Annotated in this window: 16 protein-coding genes and 2 pseudogenes; 12 read left to right on the top strand and 6 right to left on the bottom strand. The window is 68.5% G+C overall.

What is annotated here, in order from left to right; translation table 11 throughout:
- Nucleotides 1-13 precede the first annotated feature (13 nt).
- Both NFL01S_RS27835 and NFL01S_RS27830 read left to right on the top strand, forming a co-directional pair.
- A complete protein-coding gene (locus NFL01S_RS27835) occupies nt 14-1,054 on the top strand; it encodes a flavin-containing monooxygenase (protein ID WP_062979258.1) in 1,041 nt (346 codons plus the stop codon).
- A gap of 163 nt (nt 1,055-1,217) precedes the next feature.
- The gene (locus NFL01S_RS27830; RefSeq protein WP_062979257.1) at nt 1,218-1,751 is read left to right on the top strand and encodes a hypothetical protein; all 534 of its coding nucleotides are present in this window, start codon (nt 1,218-1,220) and stop codon (nt 1,749-1,751) included.
- A gap of 53 nt (nt 1,752-1,804) precedes the next feature.
- Here NFL01S_RS27830 and NFL01S_RS27825 read toward each other — a convergent pair whose 3' ends face one another.
- Complete coding sequence (locus tag NFL01S_RS27825; RefSeq protein WP_062979256.1) at nt 1,805-3,217, bottom strand: aminotransferase-like domain-containing protein; 1,413 nt, start codon at nt 3,215-3,217, stop codon at nt 1,805-1,807.
- Between NFL01S_RS27825 and NFL01S_RS27820 the strand changes: the two genes are divergently transcribed.
- Nucleotides 3,216-4,235 carry a DMT family transporter gene (locus NFL01S_RS27820; protein WP_084493309.1) on the top strand — a complete coding sequence of 340 codons (1,020 nt, stop codon included), beginning with the start codon at nt 3,216-3,218 and terminating at the stop codon, nt 4,233-4,235. The two genes, NFL01S_RS27825 and NFL01S_RS27820, sit on opposite strands and share 2 nt — an antisense overlap.
- A 111-nt stretch (nt 4,236-4,346) precedes the next feature.
- Here the strand turns inward: NFL01S_RS27820 and NFL01S_RS27815 are convergent, their stop codons facing one another.
- Nucleotides 4,347-4,793: an NUDIX hydrolase gene (locus NFL01S_RS27815; RefSeq protein WP_062979255.1), complete on the bottom strand. Its 447-nt coding sequence runs from the start codon at nt 4,791-4,793 to the stop codon at nt 4,347-4,349.
- A gap of 492 nt (nt 4,794-5,285) precedes the next feature.
- On the opposite strand from NFL01S_RS27815, the gene NFL01S_RS27805 reads away from it, so the two are divergent.
- The 3 genes and pseudogenes from NFL01S_RS27805 (at nt 5,286) to NFL01S_RS37705 (ending at nt 8,738) form a co-directional block, all read left to right on the top strand.
- A complete protein-coding gene (locus tag NFL01S_RS27805; protein ID WP_062979253.1) occupies nt 5,286-6,353 on the top strand; it encodes an NAD(P)H-dependent amine dehydrogenase family protein in 1,068 nt (355 codons plus the stop codon).
- A gap of 279 nt (nt 6,354-6,632) precedes the next feature.
- Nucleotides 6,633-7,442, top strand: coding sequence for an SAM-dependent methyltransferase (locus NFL01S_RS27800; protein WP_062979252.1), 810 nt, complete (start codon nt 6,633-6,635; stop codon nt 7,440-7,442).
- Nucleotides 7,443-7,707: 265 nt separating this feature from the next.
- Nucleotides 7,708-8,738: pseudogene (locus NFL01S_RS37705) on the top strand (diguanylate cyclase domain-containing protein).
- 192 nt (nt 8,739-8,930) lie between these two features.
- Here NFL01S_RS37705 and NFL01S_RS37700 read toward each other — a convergent pair.
- Nucleotides 8,931-9,200: a hypothetical protein gene (locus tag NFL01S_RS37700; RefSeq protein WP_157117024.1), complete on the bottom strand. Its 270-nt coding sequence runs from the start codon at nt 9,198-9,200 to the stop codon at nt 8,931-8,933.
- On the opposite strand from NFL01S_RS37700, the gene NFL01S_RS37695 reads away from it, so the two are divergent.
- From NFL01S_RS37695 to NFL01S_RS27775, 3 genes and pseudogenes are all read left to right on the top strand, one after another.
- Nucleotides 9,201-9,674 (top strand): T6SS immunity protein Tdi1 domain-containing protein, encoded by a 474-nt coding sequence (locus NFL01S_RS37695; RefSeq protein WP_157117022.1) that lies wholly within the window; start codon nt 9,201-9,203, stop codon nt 9,672-9,674.
- Nucleotides 9,675-9,773: 99 nt separating this feature from the next.
- Complete coding sequence (locus tag NFL01S_RS27780) at nt 9,774-10,508, top strand: dienelactone hydrolase family protein (RefSeq protein ID WP_062979249.1); 735 nt, start codon at nt 9,774-9,776, stop codon at nt 10,506-10,508.
- 319 nt (nt 10,509-10,827) lie between these two features.
- Nucleotides 10,828-11,969, top strand: a pseudogene (locus NFL01S_RS27775) (DUF2252 domain-containing protein).
- 188 nt (nt 11,970-12,157) lie between these two features.
- Here NFL01S_RS27775 and NFL01S_RS27770 read toward each other — a convergent pair.
- Together NFL01S_RS27770 and NFL01S_RS27765 are read right to left on the bottom strand one after the other, a co-directional pair.
- Nucleotides 12,158-12,820, bottom strand: coding sequence for an O-methyltransferase (locus NFL01S_RS27770; RefSeq protein ID WP_062979248.1), 663 nt, complete (start codon nt 12,818-12,820; stop codon nt 12,158-12,160).
- Nucleotides 12,821-13,076: 256 nt separating this feature from the next.
- Nucleotides 13,077-13,766: a TetR/AcrR family transcriptional regulator gene (locus NFL01S_RS27765; RefSeq protein ID WP_062979247.1), complete on the bottom strand. Its 690-nt coding sequence runs from the start codon at nt 13,764-13,766 to the stop codon at nt 13,077-13,079.
- A gap of 88 nt (nt 13,767-13,854) precedes the next feature.
- Between NFL01S_RS27765 and NFL01S_RS27760 the strand changes: the two genes are divergently transcribed.
- Both NFL01S_RS27760 and NFL01S_RS27755 read left to right on the top strand, forming a co-directional pair.
- Nucleotides 13,855-14,814, top strand: coding sequence for an ATP-binding cassette domain-containing protein (locus NFL01S_RS27760; RefSeq protein WP_062979246.1), 960 nt, complete (start codon nt 13,855-13,857; stop codon nt 14,812-14,814).
- Nucleotides 14,811-15,632 (top strand): ABC transporter permease, encoded by an 822-nt coding sequence (locus tag NFL01S_RS27755; protein ID WP_062979245.1) that lies wholly within the window; start codon nt 14,811-14,813, stop codon nt 15,630-15,632. The genes NFL01S_RS27760 and NFL01S_RS27755 overlap by 4 nt, the downstream gene beginning before the upstream one ends.
- Nucleotides 15,633-15,766: 134 nt before the next feature.
- Here NFL01S_RS27755 and NFL01S_RS27750 read toward each other — a convergent pair whose 3' ends face one another.
- Nucleotides 15,767-16,690 (bottom strand): alpha/beta hydrolase, encoded by a 924-nt coding sequence (locus NFL01S_RS27750; RefSeq protein ID WP_062979244.1) that lies wholly within the window; start codon nt 16,688-16,690, stop codon nt 15,767-15,769.
- Nucleotides 16,691-16,829: 139 nt separating this feature from the next.
- Between NFL01S_RS27750 and NFL01S_RS27745 the strand changes: the two genes are divergently transcribed.
- Entirely contained in the window at nt 16,830-17,762 is a 933-nt protein-coding gene (locus tag NFL01S_RS27745) for an aminoglycoside phosphotransferase family protein (protein ID WP_062979243.1), read from the top strand.
- Nucleotides 17,763-17,832 lie beyond the last annotated feature (70 nt).

Below are 17,832 nucleotides of genomic sequence, written 5' to 3'. Positions count from 1 at the left end.
GATCACGGCCATCATGGATACCCCCGCTATTGTTATCGGCGCAGGCCAAGCCGGGATAGCCGCAGCATCGGCCCTCTCGGAGTACGGATTCCGCCCGGTGGTGCTCGAAGCCGGCTCGGATACCGCCGGATCCTGGCCGAACTATTACGACAGGCTGCGATTGTTCACGCCCGCACAGCTGAACGCACTGCCCGGCAGACCTTTCCCCGGCGATCCGCACCGCTACCCGACGCGTGACGAGGTGGCCGCCTACCTGCGGAAGTGCGCGGCCGCGATCCCGGGCGAGGTACTCACCGGGCACCGGGTCGCCACCGTGGACAGGTCAGGCGCAACATTCCGGGTGCACACCACCACCGGCGCCGAGTTCACCGCGCCGGTGGTGGTCTCAGCCACCGGCAGTTTCGCCAATCCGTACCGCCCGGAACTCCCGGGGCTGTCCGCTTATACCGGGGAGGTGCTGCACGCCGCCGACTACCGTCGCCCGCACCCCTTCGCGGGGCGGCGGGTCGTCGTTGTCGGTTCCGGCAACTCGGCCGTCCAGATAGCCGTGGAACTCGCTGCCGAATCGCCGGTGATCCTGGCGCATCGATCCCCGTTGCGTTACGCGACCAACGAACCGATACCGGCCGATTCCCGATTCTGGCGGGCCATATCCCTGGCATCCAGGCTGCCGATCGGCCGGTTCTTCCACAGCGGCACGATCCCCATCGTGGACACCGAGGGGTACCGCAGCATCCTCGAACAAGGCAATCCCGAGGCCCGGCCGATGTTCACCCGGGCGGAGGGGCCGGTCCTGCACTGGCCCGACGGCCGCAGCGAGGAAGTGGATCACGTCGTCCTGGCCACCGGATACCGTCCGGCGCTGACCCATCTGAGCACACTGTGCCCACCTGACGCCGCGGGCTTCCCGCCACACCGGAACGGCATCTCGACCGCTCACCCGGGTTTGGCCTTCCTCGGCTTGGAGTATCAGCGCAATATTCTCTCCGGAACTCTGCACGGTGCCGGACGCGACAGCCGCTATCTGGCCCGGTATCTCGCCCGGTACAGCTGAGCCGGTGTGCCGGCGGCGCGGCCGCTCATACGCCGGAACCGAACGCCGCGGTCCGGCGTCCGGCGCACCGGGCGAAACGGAAACCCGCACAGCAGCGACATCCGGGTGGATATTCTTGTCCACGCGGAATACCGATAATCCTCTACCGGATCAGGGAGCCCAGATGCCTCGCGCACGTCAGCTCGTCACCGCAGCACTCGCCCCGGCAACCGCCGTTGCCGCGGCCGCCGCCCTGCTCACGGCCGGTGCCGGCACCGCCGCCGCCCAGCCACCCTCGTCGACCGTCATGACCTGCGGCAGCGCGAATCCGCTGGCGTGGGCGCCACCGTTCACCTGGCATATCCGGGCGAGTTCGGGGGCCAGTCGGCCACCGGGCGGGGAACTGGAACCGGCGCTACTGCTCAGCGGCAACAACGATCTGCCGAACCCGCCCGCGAGCCTGTTCCCGATTCCCACGACGACGCCGTACGGCACCCAGGTGCAGGTCGACTGGCACAACGAGACCACCGGAGCATCGGGGACCAGCGTCAGCGACGAGGAGATGCTGAAGGGTAAACCGGGTATTCCGGTGAATCGCACCTGGACCGGCGTCGGCACCGTCGCCTTCACGGTGACCGCCCGGACCGGCGGCGGCTGGTGGTGGCTCAACACCCAGAACGCGGTCTGCCGCGGCACCATCTCGGTCCTCCCCGACTGATCCCCTACGGGTACCCGGTCGCGGACACTGTCCCGACCGGGTACCCGCGCGGTCTATCGTCGCTGCCGAGCCAGCGCCCGGGCGATGACCCGCACGCCCTCGGGGAATGCCCCCGGATTCGGGCCGGAGTAGTTGAGCCGCAGATAGGCACCCGTCGGTTCGGCGGGAAACCACTCGTCCCCGGGCGCGATGATCACCCCGTCGTCCTCACACTCGCGGACGAGCCGAGCCACATCGGTGGAATCGGATAATCGCACCCACAGGTGCAGCCCACCGCGTGGCACCACCTCCAGGCGGGCTTCCGGAAGGTGTGCACGCAGCGCGGCGATCAGCAGATCACGGCGGGTGGCCAGCCGGCGGCCCAGGCTGCGCGTATGGGTGCGCCAGCCCGGCTGGGTCACCACCTCGAGGGCGACGGCCTGTAGCAGGCCACTCACATACATCGACTCCGCCTGGGCGTCCGCCAGGATCCGTTCCCGGGCCGGCCCCCGGGCGACGACAGCGGCAATCCGGACCGACGGCGAAACACTTTTGGTCAGCGACCGCAGATACACCACATGGCCGGCATCGTCGTGGGTGGCCAGCGGGATCGGGACGGTATCGATACCGAAATCGTGCGCCCAGTCGTCCTCGATCAGGAACGCCCCGTGGGCGCGCACCACATCGAGCACCCCCGCCGCCCGCTCCGGCTGCCATTGCGCGCCGGTCGGATTGGCGAAATGTGGCTGGGCGTAGAACGCGCGAGCGCCGGTCCGCTCGAATGCCCGCGCCAGATCCTCGGGGCGCGGACCGTCTGAGTTGCTCGGGACCGGGACCATCTGCACACCGGCCCGGTTCGCCGCCAGAATCGCACCCCAATAGGTGGGCGATTCCACCAGCAGCGGCCGGCCCGGTCCGACCAGCGCCTGGAAGGCCGTACCGAGACCGCTCTGGCTGCCCGGGAAGATCACGACGTCGCTCGGGGCGGGCGCCATCACACCGGCGGGGGTCACCGCTGCCAGTTCGGTCGCAAACCATGCCTGCAGATCCGGCAGACCGCTACTGGGTGGCCGGTTGACTGTGGCGTCGCCGCGGGCGGCCCGCGCGAAGGCGCCCCGGACCAGCCGTTCGGGCAGCAGTTCCCGGTCCGGATAGCCGGAGTGCAAGGCGATCCGGTCGTTGGCGACCGTCTGCAACGCGGTGAACCACCGAGCGGAGCGATGACGCGGTGTCCCCAGTGCGGCGGTCTGCCACCCGTAGTCGTGCGGACGGGTGTCGCGCACCGTGCGGACGAAAGTCCCTACTCCGGGCCGGCTTTCGATGAACCCCTGCATGGTGAGGATGCGCAGCGCCTTCTGCACCGTGACCGGACTTGCGGCATACCGGGTCACCAAGGTGCGGGTCGACGGCAGCTGCGCACCGGGCGCGGCCTCGGCTATCCAGTCGCGAAGCTCCGCCGCGATACGAGAGGTGCTATCCTCAGACATGAGAGAACATAGTAGCGCTACTCCCCCTTCCCCGGAACCGCTATCGTCCCGATATTCGGGTCCGGCTTGGGGCCTACTGGGCATCCTTGCGTTCTCGTTCACCGTGCCGCTCACCAAAATCACCCTGGCCGACGATGGCTTCACCGCGCTTTTCGTAGCCGCGGGACGCGCGGTCGTGGCGGGATTGCTCGCGGGCGGCGCGCTGGCTCTCACCGGACAACAGCGGCCCCGGGGTCGGCAATGGATCCGGCTGGGTATCGTCGCCGCCGGTGTCGTCGCCGGATTCCCGTTGCTGACATCCTTCGCACTCACCGAGGCGTCGGCCGGTCACAGCGCCGTGGTGATCGCACTGCTACCCGCAGCGACCGCGGTACTGGCCGTTCTCCGCGGCCACGAGCGGCCGCCGCGGGCCTTCTGGCTCACCGCGGCCGCCGGCGCCGTGGCGGCGACGGTGTTCGCTGCGTTCCGTGGCGGCAGTTTCGGCGGTCCCCACTGGTCGGACCTGCTACTGCTGGGCGCGGTCGTCGCCGCGGCTTGCGGTTACGCCGAAGGCGGTCTGCTGGCCCGCGAATTGGGTGCCTGGCAGACCATTTCGTGGGCGCTGGTCCTGTCCGCTCCGGTGATGGTGGTATTGACCGGCATATCCGTGGCCCAGCAGCCACCGACGGGTTCGCCGGCGCAGTGGGCCGCCTTCGCCTACCTCGGCGTGGTGAGCATGTACCTGGGTTTCCTGCCCTGGTACCGCGGTCTGGCGATCGGGCCGATGACGCAGGTCAGTCAGGTCCAACTGGCCCAGCCCGCATTCACGCTGTGCTGGGCGGCGTTGGTACTGAACGAGGAACTGAGCTGGGCCACCGCTGTCGGCGCTGCCGCGGTGATCGGCTGTGCGGCAAGTGCGGTACGGACGCGCCTGCGCCGGCCGCCGGTCTCGGCGGTGCCACGCAGCGAGCACCGGCCGAACGACCCACGCACGGAATCCACCGAGCCATCGCAGACGGCCCATACGCCGATTCGGTGAGCGGCGCGAGCTCGGGACATACCACCGGCCGGTGCCGGCACAGGACGGTCGGCGCAGAGATCCGCGGGTTCCGGCACGGTAGCGCCGGCCGGGAAGCGCCACAGGGTTCGCTCAGCGGTAGACGAGTTCCCGATAGGTATCGAGGATCTTCTGAACCGAGGAGGTGACCGACAGGTCGCCGCTGTTCAGGGACGCCCAGACGTAGCTCGCATGCGCAGTCAGCACGACGGGGCCGGTCGATTCGACCTCGACCGCGAAGTGCAGGCGCCGCACCGGTTTACCGGCGGGCGACAGATAGTCGAAGTCGCCGACGTGGTGGCGGACACCGGTGACCGTGAGCCCGGTCTCCTCCTGTACACCGCGAATCAGGGCGCCGGTCACCGATTCACCGGGCTCCACAGTGGCCCCGGGCAGTTTACGAGTGGGACGAATCGGGCCGGTACTGGGTAGCTCCAGCAACAGCACCTCACCACCGCGATCGATGATTGCGCCGACCCGCAGCCCGACCCCGTCTCGTTCACCGCGTGGCAGGGTTTCGTCGAACATCGATACCGACATGGGTGGTCTCACCAACCTTCGATCCGGCGGGGCTCGCCTGATACACGCCTCGGCGAGCAATTCGATATTACCGTGTTGTGACCTCTGGATAACACAGGTTGACGAGAGCTTGACAGGCCGAAGGCTCGCCCGGATGGCATACGCAGGACGTTCAACGAGGAATTCACCTGCGCCCGGCCCCCGTCGTTCACGGGACCGAAGCTGCTTGCCGGACAGGCCTTTCCAGGCGAGACGACCTGCGCTCACCGGTTGTCCCCGAACCCACCTGCCATGCGCTCCCGGACCCGGCGGATTCTGCGATTCACTCGGCACAAAATGTGACACACACCGCTTCCGGTCCGGCGCTCCGCGCCTTTGTGATGCAAACCACCGAAGAGGATCCGATCCGGCCGCACCGACATCCGGGCCCGACCAGACATCCGATAGGAAATCGCATTCTCGAATTTCAGAGTATCCATTCCGCAAATCGGCCGTCGACCCTAAGCTGAGCAGGTGCCCAAAGATCGTCGGTATCGGGTCGTCCAGTGGACGACCGGCAATGTCGGGAAGAGTTCGGTTCGTGCTGTCGTATCGAATCCGACCCTCGAACTCGTCGGCTGTTACGCATGGTCACCGGAGAAGGTAGGCCGCGATATCGGCGAACTGTGCGGGATCGATCCCGTCGGAATCACCGCCACCGACGATATCGGCGCCCTACTCGCACTCGAACCGGATTGCGTGGTCTACAACCCGATGTGGATCGACGTCGACGAACTGGTCCGGATTCTGGAAATCGGCGTGGATGTGGTGTCGACATCGTCGTTCATCACCGGCCATCGCCAGGGCCCCGGACGCGATCGCATCATCGACGCGTGCAATCGGGGCGGTTCGACCATGTTCGGGTCCGGAATCAGCCCGGGGTTCGTGAACCTGCTGGCCATCGTCTCGGCAGGTATCTGCGACCGCGTCGACAAAGTGACCGTCACGGAGGCCGCCGACACCACGTTCTACGATTCCCCGGCCACCGAGCGCCCAGTAGGTTTCGGCCGGCCGATCGACCATCCCGGCCTCCAGGCGATGACCGCCGAGGGAACGGCGGTGTTCGGGGAAGCGGTGCGCCTGATCGCCGACGCCCTGGGCGTCGAACTGGACGAAGTACGCTGCGACGCCGAGTACGCCCGGACCACAGCCGATCTCGATCTCGGCTCGTGGACCATCCCCGCCGGCTGTGTGGCCGGCGTATTCGCGAGCTGGAAAGGTATCGTCGCCGGCCGGACACTGGTGGAGCTCACCGTGCGCTGGCGCAAAGGACAGACCCTGGAACCGGATTGGAAGATCGACCAGGACGGCTGGGTACTGCAGGTCGACGGGCGGCCGACCGTGAAGAACGTCGTGAGCTTCCTGCCACCACCGGATTTCCAGGCCGAGACCATCGCGGATTTCATGACTCTCGGACACATCATGACCGCGATGCCGGCGATCAACGCCATCCCGGCCGTCGTGGCAGCACCGCCCGGCATCGTCACCTACAACGACCTGCCGCTGATCCGGCCACGCGGGGTCGTCCCCGGGGCGGAATAGCCCGCCGCAGCCGGACAAAGCCGGATTCTGCCGCAACCCCCCGCCGGATCCCGCCCCTCCGTGCGGCGCTCGGTCGAGCGCTTCGAGCCGCGTTGTCCCTGACGGGACGGGGACCGTACCGGCTATTATGCGCACAGTGCCTTACGGCCGTAACAGCAATTCGGCCGAGCGGGCACCGGTCCGCCGCGGCACGGGTGGTCCGTAGCGCAGCGCAGGGGTTTCCCGGACACGGCCGAGCGTGACACGGCCGGGACGGGTTTCGAGCGCAGAGGGGATGAGATGGACAGGCCGGCCTGGGCACCCGAGGGTGTGGACATGATGCAGCCGAGCCCGGCGCGGATGTACGACGCGCTGCTGGGTGGTTCGCACAATTTCGAAGTCGATCGGCTCGCCGCCCAGCGCGGTAGCCGGCTGGTGCCGGACCTGCCGCGGCTGGCGCTGAGCAACCGTGCGTTCCTGCGGCGAGCGGTGCGCTACCTGATCGAAGCGGGCATCACCCAGTTCCTCGATATCGGATCGGGTATCCCGACCGCCGGTAACGTCCACGAGATCGTCCGGGAATGCGATCCCGGGGCACGGGTGCTCTACGTGGATATCGATCCGGTGGCCGTGGCCCATTCGCGGGCGATCCTGGTGGGCCAACAGAATTACGGCGCCATCGAGGGCGATCTGCGGGAACCTGCCGATCTGCTGGCGCGGATCCGCGATACCGGATTGATCGATCCGGAACAGCCGGTCGGGATCCTGCTCATCGCGGTACTGCATCTCCTCGCCGACGACGATCTGCCCGCGGCGAAGGTGGACGCTCTCCGGCGGGCGGTACCCAGCGGGAGTCATATCGCCATCTCACATCTGACCTCGGCGCTGCGTCCCGACGATGCTGCCGCCCTGCACAAATCCTCGCAGCACGGCAATCAGGTGGGGATCCAGTTCCGCTCGCGTGCCGCGATCACCGAGATGTTCGACGGCTGGGAGCTCGTGGAACCCGGTGTGGTCGAACTGCCGATGTGGCGGCCGGAATCGGAGCGCGATCGGCACGAGGCCCCGGGGCGGTCGCTGGGCTTGGCCGGTGTGGGGTGCAAATCCTGACCCGGCCGAGTCGGCGCAGGAGATCAGGGTGACCGCGCGGGAACTCGCGGTCTGCTGGGCCGATGCGCTCGACGGCGCGGTGGCGCCCACACTGACGCGGGACCGGATCGAGGAACTCCTGACCGAACAGGTCGGACAACTGCTCGCCGCCCTACGCGGCACCACGGGGACGGAGGCCGGGAAGTACGCGGCCGAGTCACTGGTCGCGGCGAACTACCGCGACCCCGCCGTGGCCGGCCGGACGATCCCGCTGATCTGCTCGGAGATGGCCCGGCACGTCCAGGCCACGGACCCGTCCGCCGGCGACTCGGTACACGACCGCGCGGTGCTCGTGGCCGCCGAGTTCGCGACCGGGTTCACCGCGGCACTTCGCTCGGTAGCGTTGTCGGAGCAGGAGGCCACGCTGGCCGCAGCGCTGGCGGCCGCCCAGGAGGCCGAGCGTCGGCGCGAACTCTCCGAAGCACGTTTCGCGGCGGTGTTCGCGGGCGCTTCGGTCGGAATCGGGACGGTCGACATCCACGGTCGGGTCCTCGAAGCAAATGCGGCATTCGCGGACATGCTCGGCGTCGACGTCCGGGACATGCCGGGCCGGCCGGTGGCCGATGTAGTCGGGCACGCCGATATCGGTGACGCCTACCAGCGGATGACTCAGCTGCTGACGGGCAGTATCGACCGGTTCCGGATGGAACTGGACCACCCGCGCCCGGACGGGACCTCCACGGGGATCGATCTGTCGATGTCGGCGGTCCGCGACCACAGCGGTCAGGTCCGCTTCCTGATCGGTGTGGCGGTCGATGTCACCGAACGCCGGGAACTCGCCGCCCGCCTCTGGTACGACGCCAATCACGACGAACTCACCCGCCTGCCCAACCGCGGCCATTTCTTCGACCGGTTGGCCGTGGCGACGCCACCGATCGGGATGGCCTATCTGGACCTCGACGGGTTCAAAGAGGTCAACGATCGGTGGGGCATACGGTCGGTGACGAGGTGCTGCGGATAGTCGGGGCCCGTCTGCGGCAAACCGTTACGGCGGCCGGTGGACTCGCGGCCCGTCTGGGCGGTGACGAGTTCATCGCCGTGCTGGAGCGGTGCACCGGAACGGCGGAATTGGCCATGCTCAGTGCGGATGTGCAGACCGCGCTCACCGTGCCGATGGAGATCGGCGACCGGACGATCACAATCGGCGCGAGTATCGGCACGGTGTATCTCGAGGATGCGCCGACAGCAATGGACGAGGCGATGCAGGCCGCCGATTCCGCCATGTACCGCAACAAGGTCCCGCGTCCCCGCTCCTGACGGGGCACATTCACGGCGGACTGCGCCGCCGCGGCCCGGAGCGGCCGGCCGCCGTGCTCGGTGTGCCGCCCGGGCCGGCGATCGACAGCGCGAGCGCGAACCCGAGCCGCCCCGGAGTGGCGCGCCGAACCGTTGCGGCGCTACGCACGGCGTCTGGTGGCAGGGCTCGCGGCGGGTAGGGCTCCTGCTCCTTCAGCCGGCGAAGGTGGGGCGCCGGCTCTGTTCGTCCAGCAGTTCGCCGGCGACCTTGTCCAGTGCTCGGTCGAGCAGGGCCTTGTCGGCGGGATCGTCGAAGGACCAGTCCTCCAGATGCCGGTCCAGCCGGCCACGCCAGACCCGGCGGAAACGCTCGGCCTGCTGCGTTCCACTGTCGGTCTGTCGTAGCCAATCCCCCTCGGCCGTCACGTATCCGGCTCGTGCCGCGTCGCGGTAGACCGGTTCGAGTACACCGACCGGGACCATATGGTCGTCCGCGATGCCGGTGAGTGTCGCCCCGCCGCGCACCCGGGCACGCAGGTGCACCGCGCCGATCGCCCAGGTAATGGACTCGGGGAGTTGCCCATCGGTGAGATCGTGGAGCGAGGGCCCCGGCAGCACCTGCTCTCGCTCCCCCGGCCGTCGGCGCCACCGTGGACCGGGCAGCCGATGCTCATCCCGGCGCAACACCTGTGCGACAGCATGTTCCAGCTGAGCAGCGGCAGGGCGAACCGACCGGTATCGCGGGGAGGCAACGGCGACGACGGCAGCCCACTGTTCGATCGGGTGGTCGACCAGCTCGGCCCCGTCGGCCCCGATACGTTGCATGCCTTCGTCCCGGTACCCGTTCTGGGCGGCCCGATGCTCCCCGGGCACGTCGAATTTGCCGACGCCGAAGTACATATGCAGCTGTCGGGCGACCTTATGCCCCGTGGAATCATGACCGATCCGAACCGGTGATCGGAGCCGAGCGCGGTACCGCCGAGTTCCAGCGCTGGGCCGCCGACCGGCACACGCGACAGCGCGTTCTCTTGCCGCGGTAGGGTCGCGGGGGTGACGATGTTCGAGATATCGCTTCCCGGTGGCAGTGCTGAAGGATATGTGTCCGGCGAGTCCGGGCCCGGAGTCCTGCTCTTCCAGGATGCGATCGGGTTGCGTCCGGAGATCGAGCGGATCGCGGACCGGATCGCGTCGTGGGGTTATGTCGTGCTGGCGCCGCATGTTTTCTGGCGGGACGGGCGCGCCGCGGATCTCGCGCCCACCATGGACCTGCGCGATCCGGCAAGTCGTGACGCGTTCTTCGCCTCCGGGGTGGGTGAGCGGATGGCCCGGCTCACGCCGGAGGTACTGCGGGCAGACGGTGAGGTGTGGCTGGAGACGCTGCACGGGCTACCCGGTGTCACCGGGACCGCGGTCGGCGCGACCGGATACTGCTTCGGCGGCCGGATCGCATTGCGGCTGGCCGCGCACCGCCCGGGTGAGGTGGCGGCGATCGGGATGTTCCATACCGGCGGAATCGTCACCGAGGACGCCGACAGCCCGCATTCCGAGATTTCCCGGGTCCGGGCGGCAGTCTTGGCCGGCCATGCCGACAACGACGGTTCCAATACTCCCGAACAGATCGCTGCGTTCGATGGCGCGCTGGAGGCCGCCGGTGTCGACCACCGCACCGCCGTCTACCCAGGCGCCCTGCACGGCTACACCATGTCCGATACCGCCGCCTACCAGGAGGAAGCGGCCGAGCGGCATTTCCGGGAACTGCGGGAGCTGTTCGACCGCACCCTGAAGCAGTGACGTCCTCCCGGCCGTAGAGCAGCCGGGCTTACCACCTCTCCACACGCGGTTCGACGTTCCGCGACCCCGCGGGGAGAAGCGCAACTACGGTATCGGTCGATGCCCCCGGCCGGAGTCGGGCACGACAGCCCGGCGATCGCTCCCCGTTTCGAGCACAGTGCTGCGTGGTCGGCCCGGGAAGCCGGGGGCCGCCGACGGCAACGGGCGGCAACGGTGCCGTGTGGTGCCGTGTTCTCACCCGCGCCGGGTGACGACGTGCGGATCGGACCGCATCTACCGTTCGCCCATGGCCCGACCTCATGCAGGTGCCGAGCCTGCGATGGACCCGCAGGTGCACCGCGCGCAGCGAGTCGAATGCGGAGCTCGGCAGCGCGAGCGGGTACCTTTGGCCGCACTCGCCGAGGTGGGAACCGGGGACGACCGGGACCCGCTCGCCCTCCTCGAATCCCAGGCCGGCACCCGCATACCCGAACTGGTACCCGTGCGCTACGGCCGGATGGCGACCTCACCGTTTGCGTTCTTCCGCGGCGCCGCGCTGGTGATGGCCGACGATCTGGCCCGCCTCCCGAGCACGGGTTTGTGCACGCAACTGTGCGGAGACGCGCATCTGAGCAACTTCGGACTGTTCGCGACGCCGGAGCGCCGGCTCGCCTTCGATGTCAACGATTTCGACGAAACCTATCCGGGCCCTTTCGAATGGGATGTCCGGCGGCTGGTCGCGAGCCTGGCCATCGCCGGACGCGGCAACGGTTTCAAAACCGAACAGCGTCATCGCATCACCAAGGCCTGCGCCGCCGAGTACCGCGAAACCATGAAATACCAGGCGGGGCGTGGCGAGCTCGACGTGTGGTACTCCCATCTCGAGGCGGAGGCGGAAATGGCGGGGCTGCGCGAGATACTCGATGCCTCGACGCGGAAGCGGGTCGAGAAGACGATCGACAAGGCGTGGGGTCGCGACAGTGCGCATGCCCTGTCGAAGCTCACGACCACCGGACCCGGCGGGCAGCCGCGGATCGTCAGTACACCGCCGCTGATCGTGCCGGTGGAGGAACTGTTCACCGGCGCCGACGCCGAGCAGGTGCATCGCACCATGATGAGACGGCTGATCGACTACCGCTCCACCCTGCAACCCGACCGTCATTATCTGCTGGATCGGTTCGACAATGTGCACGCGGCCCGCAAGGTCGTGGGTGTGGGAACCCGCTGCTGGATCGTCCTGTTGCGCGGCCCCGGCGGTGACCCGCTGTTCCTCCAGGCCAAGGAGGCGCAGCCCTCGGTGCTGGCCGGGTACCTCGACGGCTCCGGGTACGAGAACCGGGTAACCTGGGCTCCGGCGACGAATTCGACTCGGCCATGGCCGAGTTCGCGGAAGACTACGCCGGTCCCAGCGCCCGCGATCACGCGATATTGCTCGCGGCGGCAGCCGAGGGCCGTATCACGGCCGCGCCGGTCATCCGGTGATTCGGGCGGAGGCCGGAAAACTTTGCCCTCGTCGAGACACCGGTGCACCGCGGTCTCGTCGGATCCGCCGGCCGGGGCTGCGGCGACGATCGGGTGACCACCGCCCCGGCCGGTCCGCTCCGCCGGCTGTCCACGGCACGCCCCGGCGCAGAACCGCTGCGGTGCGGCCCGTCGACCGCGGCCTGTGGCTAGTTCACGACGGCGAACGCGAAACCGTCCCAGCCCTTCGCCCCGACCGTCTGCACGACAGTGGCGTCCAGCCGCGGTTCCGCGGCCAGCAGTTCGACCAGGTCGCGACTCGCGCGGGCGGCGGGGTCGTCGGAGGCCTCGTCGGCGAGACGCCCGCCACGGACCACATTGTCGACGACGATGACCGCTCCGGGCCGGCTCAATCGCAGAGCCCACCGCACGTAGCCGGAGTTGTTCACCTTGTCGGCGTCGATGAATACCAGGTCGAACGGTTCGGGTTGTTCCTCGGCCAGGACCGGTAGCGATTCCATCGCCGCGCCGATCCGGATATCGACCACATCGCCGACTCCCGCCCGGTCCAGGTTTTCCCGCGCGACCTGTGCATGGCGTGGCTCGAACTCGAGCGTGACCACCTGACCGCCCGCGCCGACCGCGCGGGCCAGCCACAGGGTGCTGAATCCGCCCAGCGTGCCGATTTCCAGCACTCGTCCGGCACCGGTCGATCGAGCCAGTAGGTGGAGGAATTTCCCCTGGGCCTCGGAAACGTCGATCGACGGCAGTCCGGCCTCCGCGTTCGCCCGCAGCGTCGCGTTTGCCGCGTCGTCGCGCACGAGATGGTCCACCACGTACCGGTCCACATCCGCCCACTCGGGTGTACTCATACCCGCAGTCTGCCATCGGTCACGCCGCAGCGCCGAGCACTGCGAGGAAGAGTTACTCGACCGGCCGAACCTTTGTTGCGCGCGTATTCGCGCACCGTATTGATATCCCGTTCGGCCCCGCTGGTCCGGTACGGGTCCGGAGCAGCGGGCCCGGCGCCGAGCCGTCGACTTCCGAACTCGGGGCTGCCGGACGCGGCCGGGAGGACATTTCACCCCCTGCCCTGCCCGTGACAAGCGGCGTCGCAGTGAAGGTGCGTCAGCGCGGGCCCGCGATACCGAACAGCAGCGCGTCGACCCCGGCCCGGAATACGGCGTCATTGTCGATACCCGGTTCACCAGGGGCGTCGGGTTCGGCGAAGAGCGCGGCGAGGTGCGGATAATGCCCCTGGACGAGCATGGCGGCGATATGCCCGGCGCCCCCGCCCTGAGTCGGCAACGGCTGCCCGGTGGCCTCCTGACCGGCAAAAACGGTAATCCACCCGGAGATCATCGCGATACCGGTCATGATCTCGGCCGGCCGCAGCTCCGCAGGCGCCAGTACCGCGACCATATGGTCCAGGTAGCGCAGGCCGTGCGGGCCGAGGCTGCGCGGGTTCGCTTCGATCAGCCAGCGGTGCCGGCGGTGCATGGCGCGCGCTTGTTCGGCGACGTCCAGAACATCGGCCCGGAGGTCCCCGGTGAGGGGCGCGAATTCGTATTCGCCGGCGACCAGGTCGTACATCAGGGCGACGAGATCCTCTTTGCCCGACACATAGCGGTACAGGGAGGCAGCGCCGGTGCCCAGTTCCTCGGCGATCCGCCGCATCGACAGCGCCCGCAGGCCTTCGGCGTCGGCCAGCCGGACGCAGACCGCCGCGATGTCGTCGAGGCTCAGGCCGGGGCGTGGTCCGGGTTTGGTGTCGCCGGCCCGTAGCCACAGCGCGTTCGTCGGTTCAGCGGAGGGCATCGGTCAAGCATGCCTCGAGCCAGTTGCGAACACTGTTCGCATTCAGCTAGCGTCGACTGCGAACGACGTTCCCAATCAAGGAGTGGACATGACGGCGATCCAGGCCGGTGGGCTGACGAAGAGATACGGCGGACAGACCGTGGTCGACACCGTCGACCTACAGGTGGAACCCGGACGAGTGCATGCCCTGCTCGGACCCAACGGGTCCGGGAAGACCACGACGGTACGCATGCTGGCCACCCTGCTGCGGCCCGATGCGGGGTCCGCCAGGATCGCCGGATACGACATCGCGCGCGAAACCACCGAGGTGAAAAAGCGGATCGGCTCAGTCGGCCAGTTCCACGCCGTCGATCCCCGGCTCACCGGGCTGGAGAATCTCACCATGTTCGGCCGGATGAACGGGCTCCCGGCCCGGCAAGCCCGCACGCATGCCGGTGAGCTGCTCGAACGGTTCGATCTCGGTGCTGCTGCCGATCGTCTCGCCCGGGATTACTCGGGCGGAATGCGCCGCCGGCTGGATATCGTCGCGGCGATGGTGGTGCGCCCGGCCGTCCTCTTCCTGGACGAGCCGACCACCGCACTCGACCCCCGCAGCCGCAACCAGATCTACGGCTACATCAAGGATTTCGTGAAGGAAGGCACCACCGTCCTGCTCACCACCCAATACCTGGACGAGGCCGACCGGCTCGCGGATTCGGTGACCATCCTCGACAGTGGCCGGGTGATCGCCACGGGGACACCGCACGAGCTCACGGCGAGTATCGGCGGCGGGCTGGACCTGATCGCGGACCCACGCCGCCGTCACGAAATCGACTCCGTACTGACGGGTTTCGGCGGTATCGCCGCACCACCCGGCGACACGGCGGACGAAACAGAAAAAACTGCGCCCCTGTCGTATTCGTTTCCGGGCGCGGAGATACCGCTGCTGCCGATCCTGCGCGCCCTCGAAGAGGCAGGTATCGAAGTACATGACATCGGCCGCCGGCGCGCCACCCTCGACGACGCTTTCCTGGCCCTGACCGGCCCCACCGCAAGGACGCACCGATGATCACCCGCACCCCACGCCCGCCCACCGCGTTCGCCGCCACCGCGACCACATTCGGCCGCGTACTCACCGCCTACCGGCATTCTCCAGGTCTGCTCGCGATAACCCTGGCCGCACCCGCGGGCATGATGCTGCTGTTCGGTTTCGTTTTCGGCGGTGCACTCGCGGGTACCGCCGATACCGCGGCCTACCGCTCGTACCTCACCCCCGGCGTTCTCGTCCTGGTCGCGGCCATGGGGCTCACCGCCACCGCGTCGACCGCCAATGCCGATCTGAACAGTGGACTCACCGACCGCTTCCGGGCATTACCGCTTCCCGCGTTCGCGGTTCCCGCCGGACTCGCGCTCGCGGAAACCCTCACCGGAGGTGTCGCGCTGGCCGCCATGTCCGGTATCGGCATGGCCGCGGGCTGGCGGATCGACGCGGCCCCCGTCGAAATACTCACCGCCGTAGCGCTACTACTGCTGTTCCGGTTCACGCTGAGCTGGGCCGGGATATGCCTGGGCGCGGTGATCCGGGACGAACAGATGCTGCAGCAGACCGCACCACTGATCTTCGGCGTGATCATGTTCTCCAATGTCTTCGTACCGACCGAGACCATGCCCGGACCACTGCGTGCGTTCGCGGAGTGGAATCCCGTCAGCGCCGTCGTCGCCGCGCTGCGAGAACTGTTCGGCGCCCCCGGCTCGGTCGCGGCGGACGCGGCATGGCCGCTGCGCGAACCAGTGGCAGCGTCCGCGATCTGGCTCACGGTGGCGCTGATCGTTACGATCCCGGTGGTCCTGCGGCAGTACGGGTCCGCCCGGCCACATCGAAACTGATCACAACCGGACGACCGCGTGGCGCGATTCCGCGCGACAGAAGCGGCCGGCGAGTCCACTGCTCGGCCGCGCCCGTGACGATGCCCCACGAAGCGGCGGGGTTTCACCGGCGATGCACGCCGACCGGGGACTTGTTATGACGACGGTAGCCGGTCGCCGTCGCCGAGTGCCGCCGACAGCGCGGTGAATCGCGCCTCCCGATACGCCCGCCCGACACCGGTCCTCGCCTCGACCAGATCGAAACCGTGGTAGGCGCCGTCGACCTCGTACAGCTCGCAGGACACCCCGGCGGCGCGCAACCGCTCGGCATAGGCCACGTTTTCGGCGTGGAAGAGATCGTTGGTTCCCACGCCGATCCAGGCCGGTGGTAGCCCTGTGAAATCGTCACCACGCCCTGGGGACGCCAACGGCAGTATCTCATCGCCGGCGAGGCCACCCAGATAGGAAGCCCAGCCGAACCGGTTGCTGCGCGGGCTCCACATACGCATCCGCGTGGCATCGAGTGAGGTATCGGCGGCCGTCCGGTCGTCCAGCATGGGATAGGACAGCAGCTGGAGTACCGGCCGCACCTCGCCGCGGTCGCGGGCCAGCAGCGCCAGTGCCGCGGCGAGCCCACCGCCCGCGCTCTCTCCCACGATCGCGATACGGTCGGGGTCGACGCCGGGTTGCCCGGCCAGCCAGCGCAGAGCCGCGTAACAGTCGTCGAGCGGCGCCGGAAACGGGTGCTCCGGCGCCAGCCGGTATTCCACCGAGGCCGCCACGATCCCGAGACGGCGGGCGGCCGCGCGGCAGAACCGGTCCCCCATCGCGGCATTGCCGATGACATAGCCCCCACCGTGGATGAACAACAGGGCCGGCCCGGGCTGCCCGGAGGTGTCGGGCCGGAACACCCGGACCGTCACCGTCTCGTCGACCCGTTCGATGGTCCCGCCCGCCGGCCGGGCCCGCCCCGCGCGATCGGTGAGGCGCCGGATCGTGCGGATCGTGCGGGGATGCACGACCGAACGAGGCAGCAAGCGGGCCAGGCGCAGGTCGGGATGGAAGATGGGCGAAGGCATCGACGAGCCGTCCTCTCGCTGTCGTGCGGGGGCGGGAGCCCCGGCCATCGCAGCCTACTGGAGTCACGGCACCTGCCGGCACGGTTCGATACCCGTAAATCCGGTTGTCGAAACGGAGGCGGGGACGCAAGCTGAGTCGATGACGCTCGGCCTCCCGCCCGTTGTGGTGGACACTATTCGCACCATCTTCGAGGAACGCGGCGACCGCTGGCTCGCGGATCTGCCCGCCGTGGTCGACCGGCAGTGCCGGGTATGGGACCTCGAGCTGATCGGGCGGCCGTTCGCCGGCGGTACGCATTCCTTCGTGGCGCCGGTGCGGCGCGGCGACGGTTCGGTGGCGGTACTCAAGATCGCGGTACCGGATGAGGAGAACGCCGGTGAGGCCACCGGAATGTACTGCTACTCGGGTGACGGCGCGGCACGCCTCTACGATTTCGACTCTGCCAGTGGCGCATTGCTGCTCGAATGGGCACGTCCCGGAACACCGCTGATCGCGCAGCCGCGGATTCCCTTGGAAGGTAGGCCGGAGAACGCGGGCAAGATCCAGATCGCCTGCGCACTGTATCGCCGGCTGCGCCGCCCACCCACCGATATTCCGGCCCGATATCCCGCGCTGCCGCTGGTGGCCGATATTGTTTCCGATTGGGAGCAGCAACTTTTCACGCCCGAGATGACCAGCTATCTTCCGGATGCGGTCACCGCCCGCGCCCGCGACCTCCGTAGGTGGCTGACCGTCCCGGACGGGCCGCTGCTGATCGTCAACCGTGATACCCATCTCGGCAATATCGTGGCCGCCGAACGGGAGCCGTGGCTGCTGATCGATCCGAAGGCATTCCTGGGCGAGGCGGCCTTCGATGCGGGATTCCTCATTCTGAAGCAGGTCGAAACAGAACCCGGCCCCGCCCTGGCGCGCCGGGTACTCGCGGCAACTGCCGACGGTCTCGAAGTGGATCGTGAACGAGCCCGTGCCTGGGCGTACCTCCGTGCCATGGAGGAGATCGCGTGGTCGCTGGAGGACGAGCGCCCGGAAGATGCCGCCCGGTACTGCGAGGTGGTAGCGGCCCTTTCGTGAACCGGCCGCGGGCACAACGGACCGGGGCCCGCGGAGCCAGTAGGGTGATTGCGCTGATCGAATCGGCGGG

Source organism: Nocardia flavorosea NBRC 108225, from assembly GCF_001613385.1.
Classification (GTDB): domain Bacteria; phylum Actinomycetota; class Actinomycetes; order Mycobacteriales; family Mycobacteriaceae; genus Nocardia; species Nocardia flavorosea.
The sequence above is the reverse complement of the archived record's forward strand: the minus strand, read 5'-3'. Positions and strand labels throughout refer to the sequence as shown.

Coding starts and splice junctions, on each gene's coding strand:
- NFL01S_RS27835 (WP_062979258.1), top strand. CDS start 14: ATGGATACCCCCGCTATTGTTATCGGCGCAGGCCAAGCCGGGATAGCC.
- NFL01S_RS27830 (WP_062979257.1), top strand. CDS start 1,218: ATGCCTCGCGCACGTCAGCTCGTCACCGCAGCACTCGCCCCGGCAACC.
- NFL01S_RS27820 (WP_084493309.1), top strand. CDS start 3,216: ATGAGAGAACATAGTAGCGCTACTCCCCCTTCCCCGGAACCGCTATCG.
- NFL01S_RS27825 (WP_062979256.1), bottom strand. CDS start 3,217: ATGTCTGAGGATAGCACCTCTCGTATCGCGGCGGAGCTTCGCGACTGG.
- NFL01S_RS27815 (WP_062979255.1), bottom strand. CDS start 4,793: ATGTCGGTATCGATGTTCGACGAAACCCTGCCACGCGGTGAACGAGAC.
- NFL01S_RS27800 (WP_062979252.1), top strand. CDS start 6,633: ATGGACAGGCCGGCCTGGGCACCCGAGGGTGTGGACATGATGCAGCCG.
- NFL01S_RS37700 (WP_157117024.1), bottom strand. CDS start 9,200: ATGGTCCCGGTCGGTGTACTCGAACCGGTCTACCGCGACGCGGCACGA.
- NFL01S_RS37695 (WP_157117022.1), top strand. CDS start 9,201: ATGGTCGTCCGCGATGCCGGTGAGTGTCGCCCCGCCGCGCACCCGGGC.
- NFL01S_RS27780 (WP_062979249.1), top strand. CDS start 9,774: ATGTTCGAGATATCGCTTCCCGGTGGCAGTGCTGAAGGATATGTGTCC.
- NFL01S_RS27770 (WP_062979248.1), bottom strand. CDS start 12,820: ATGAGTACACCCGAGTGGGCGGATGTGGACCGGTACGTGGTGGACCAT.
- NFL01S_RS27765 (WP_062979247.1), bottom strand. CDS start 13,766: ATGCCCTCCGCTGAACCGACGAACGCGCTGTGGCTACGGGCCGGCGAC.
- NFL01S_RS27760 (WP_062979246.1), top strand. CDS start 13,855: ATGACGGCGATCCAGGCCGGTGGGCTGACGAAGAGATACGGCGGACAG.
- NFL01S_RS27755 (WP_062979245.1), top strand. CDS start 14,811: ATGATCACCCGCACCCCACGCCCGCCCACCGCGTTCGCCGCCACCGCG.
- NFL01S_RS27750 (WP_062979244.1), bottom strand. CDS start 16,690: ATGCCTTCGCCCATCTTCCATCCCGACCTGCGCCTGGCCCGCTTGCTG.
- NFL01S_RS27745 (WP_062979243.1), top strand. CDS start 16,830: ATGACGCTCGGCCTCCCGCCCGTTGTGGTGGACACTATTCGCACCATC.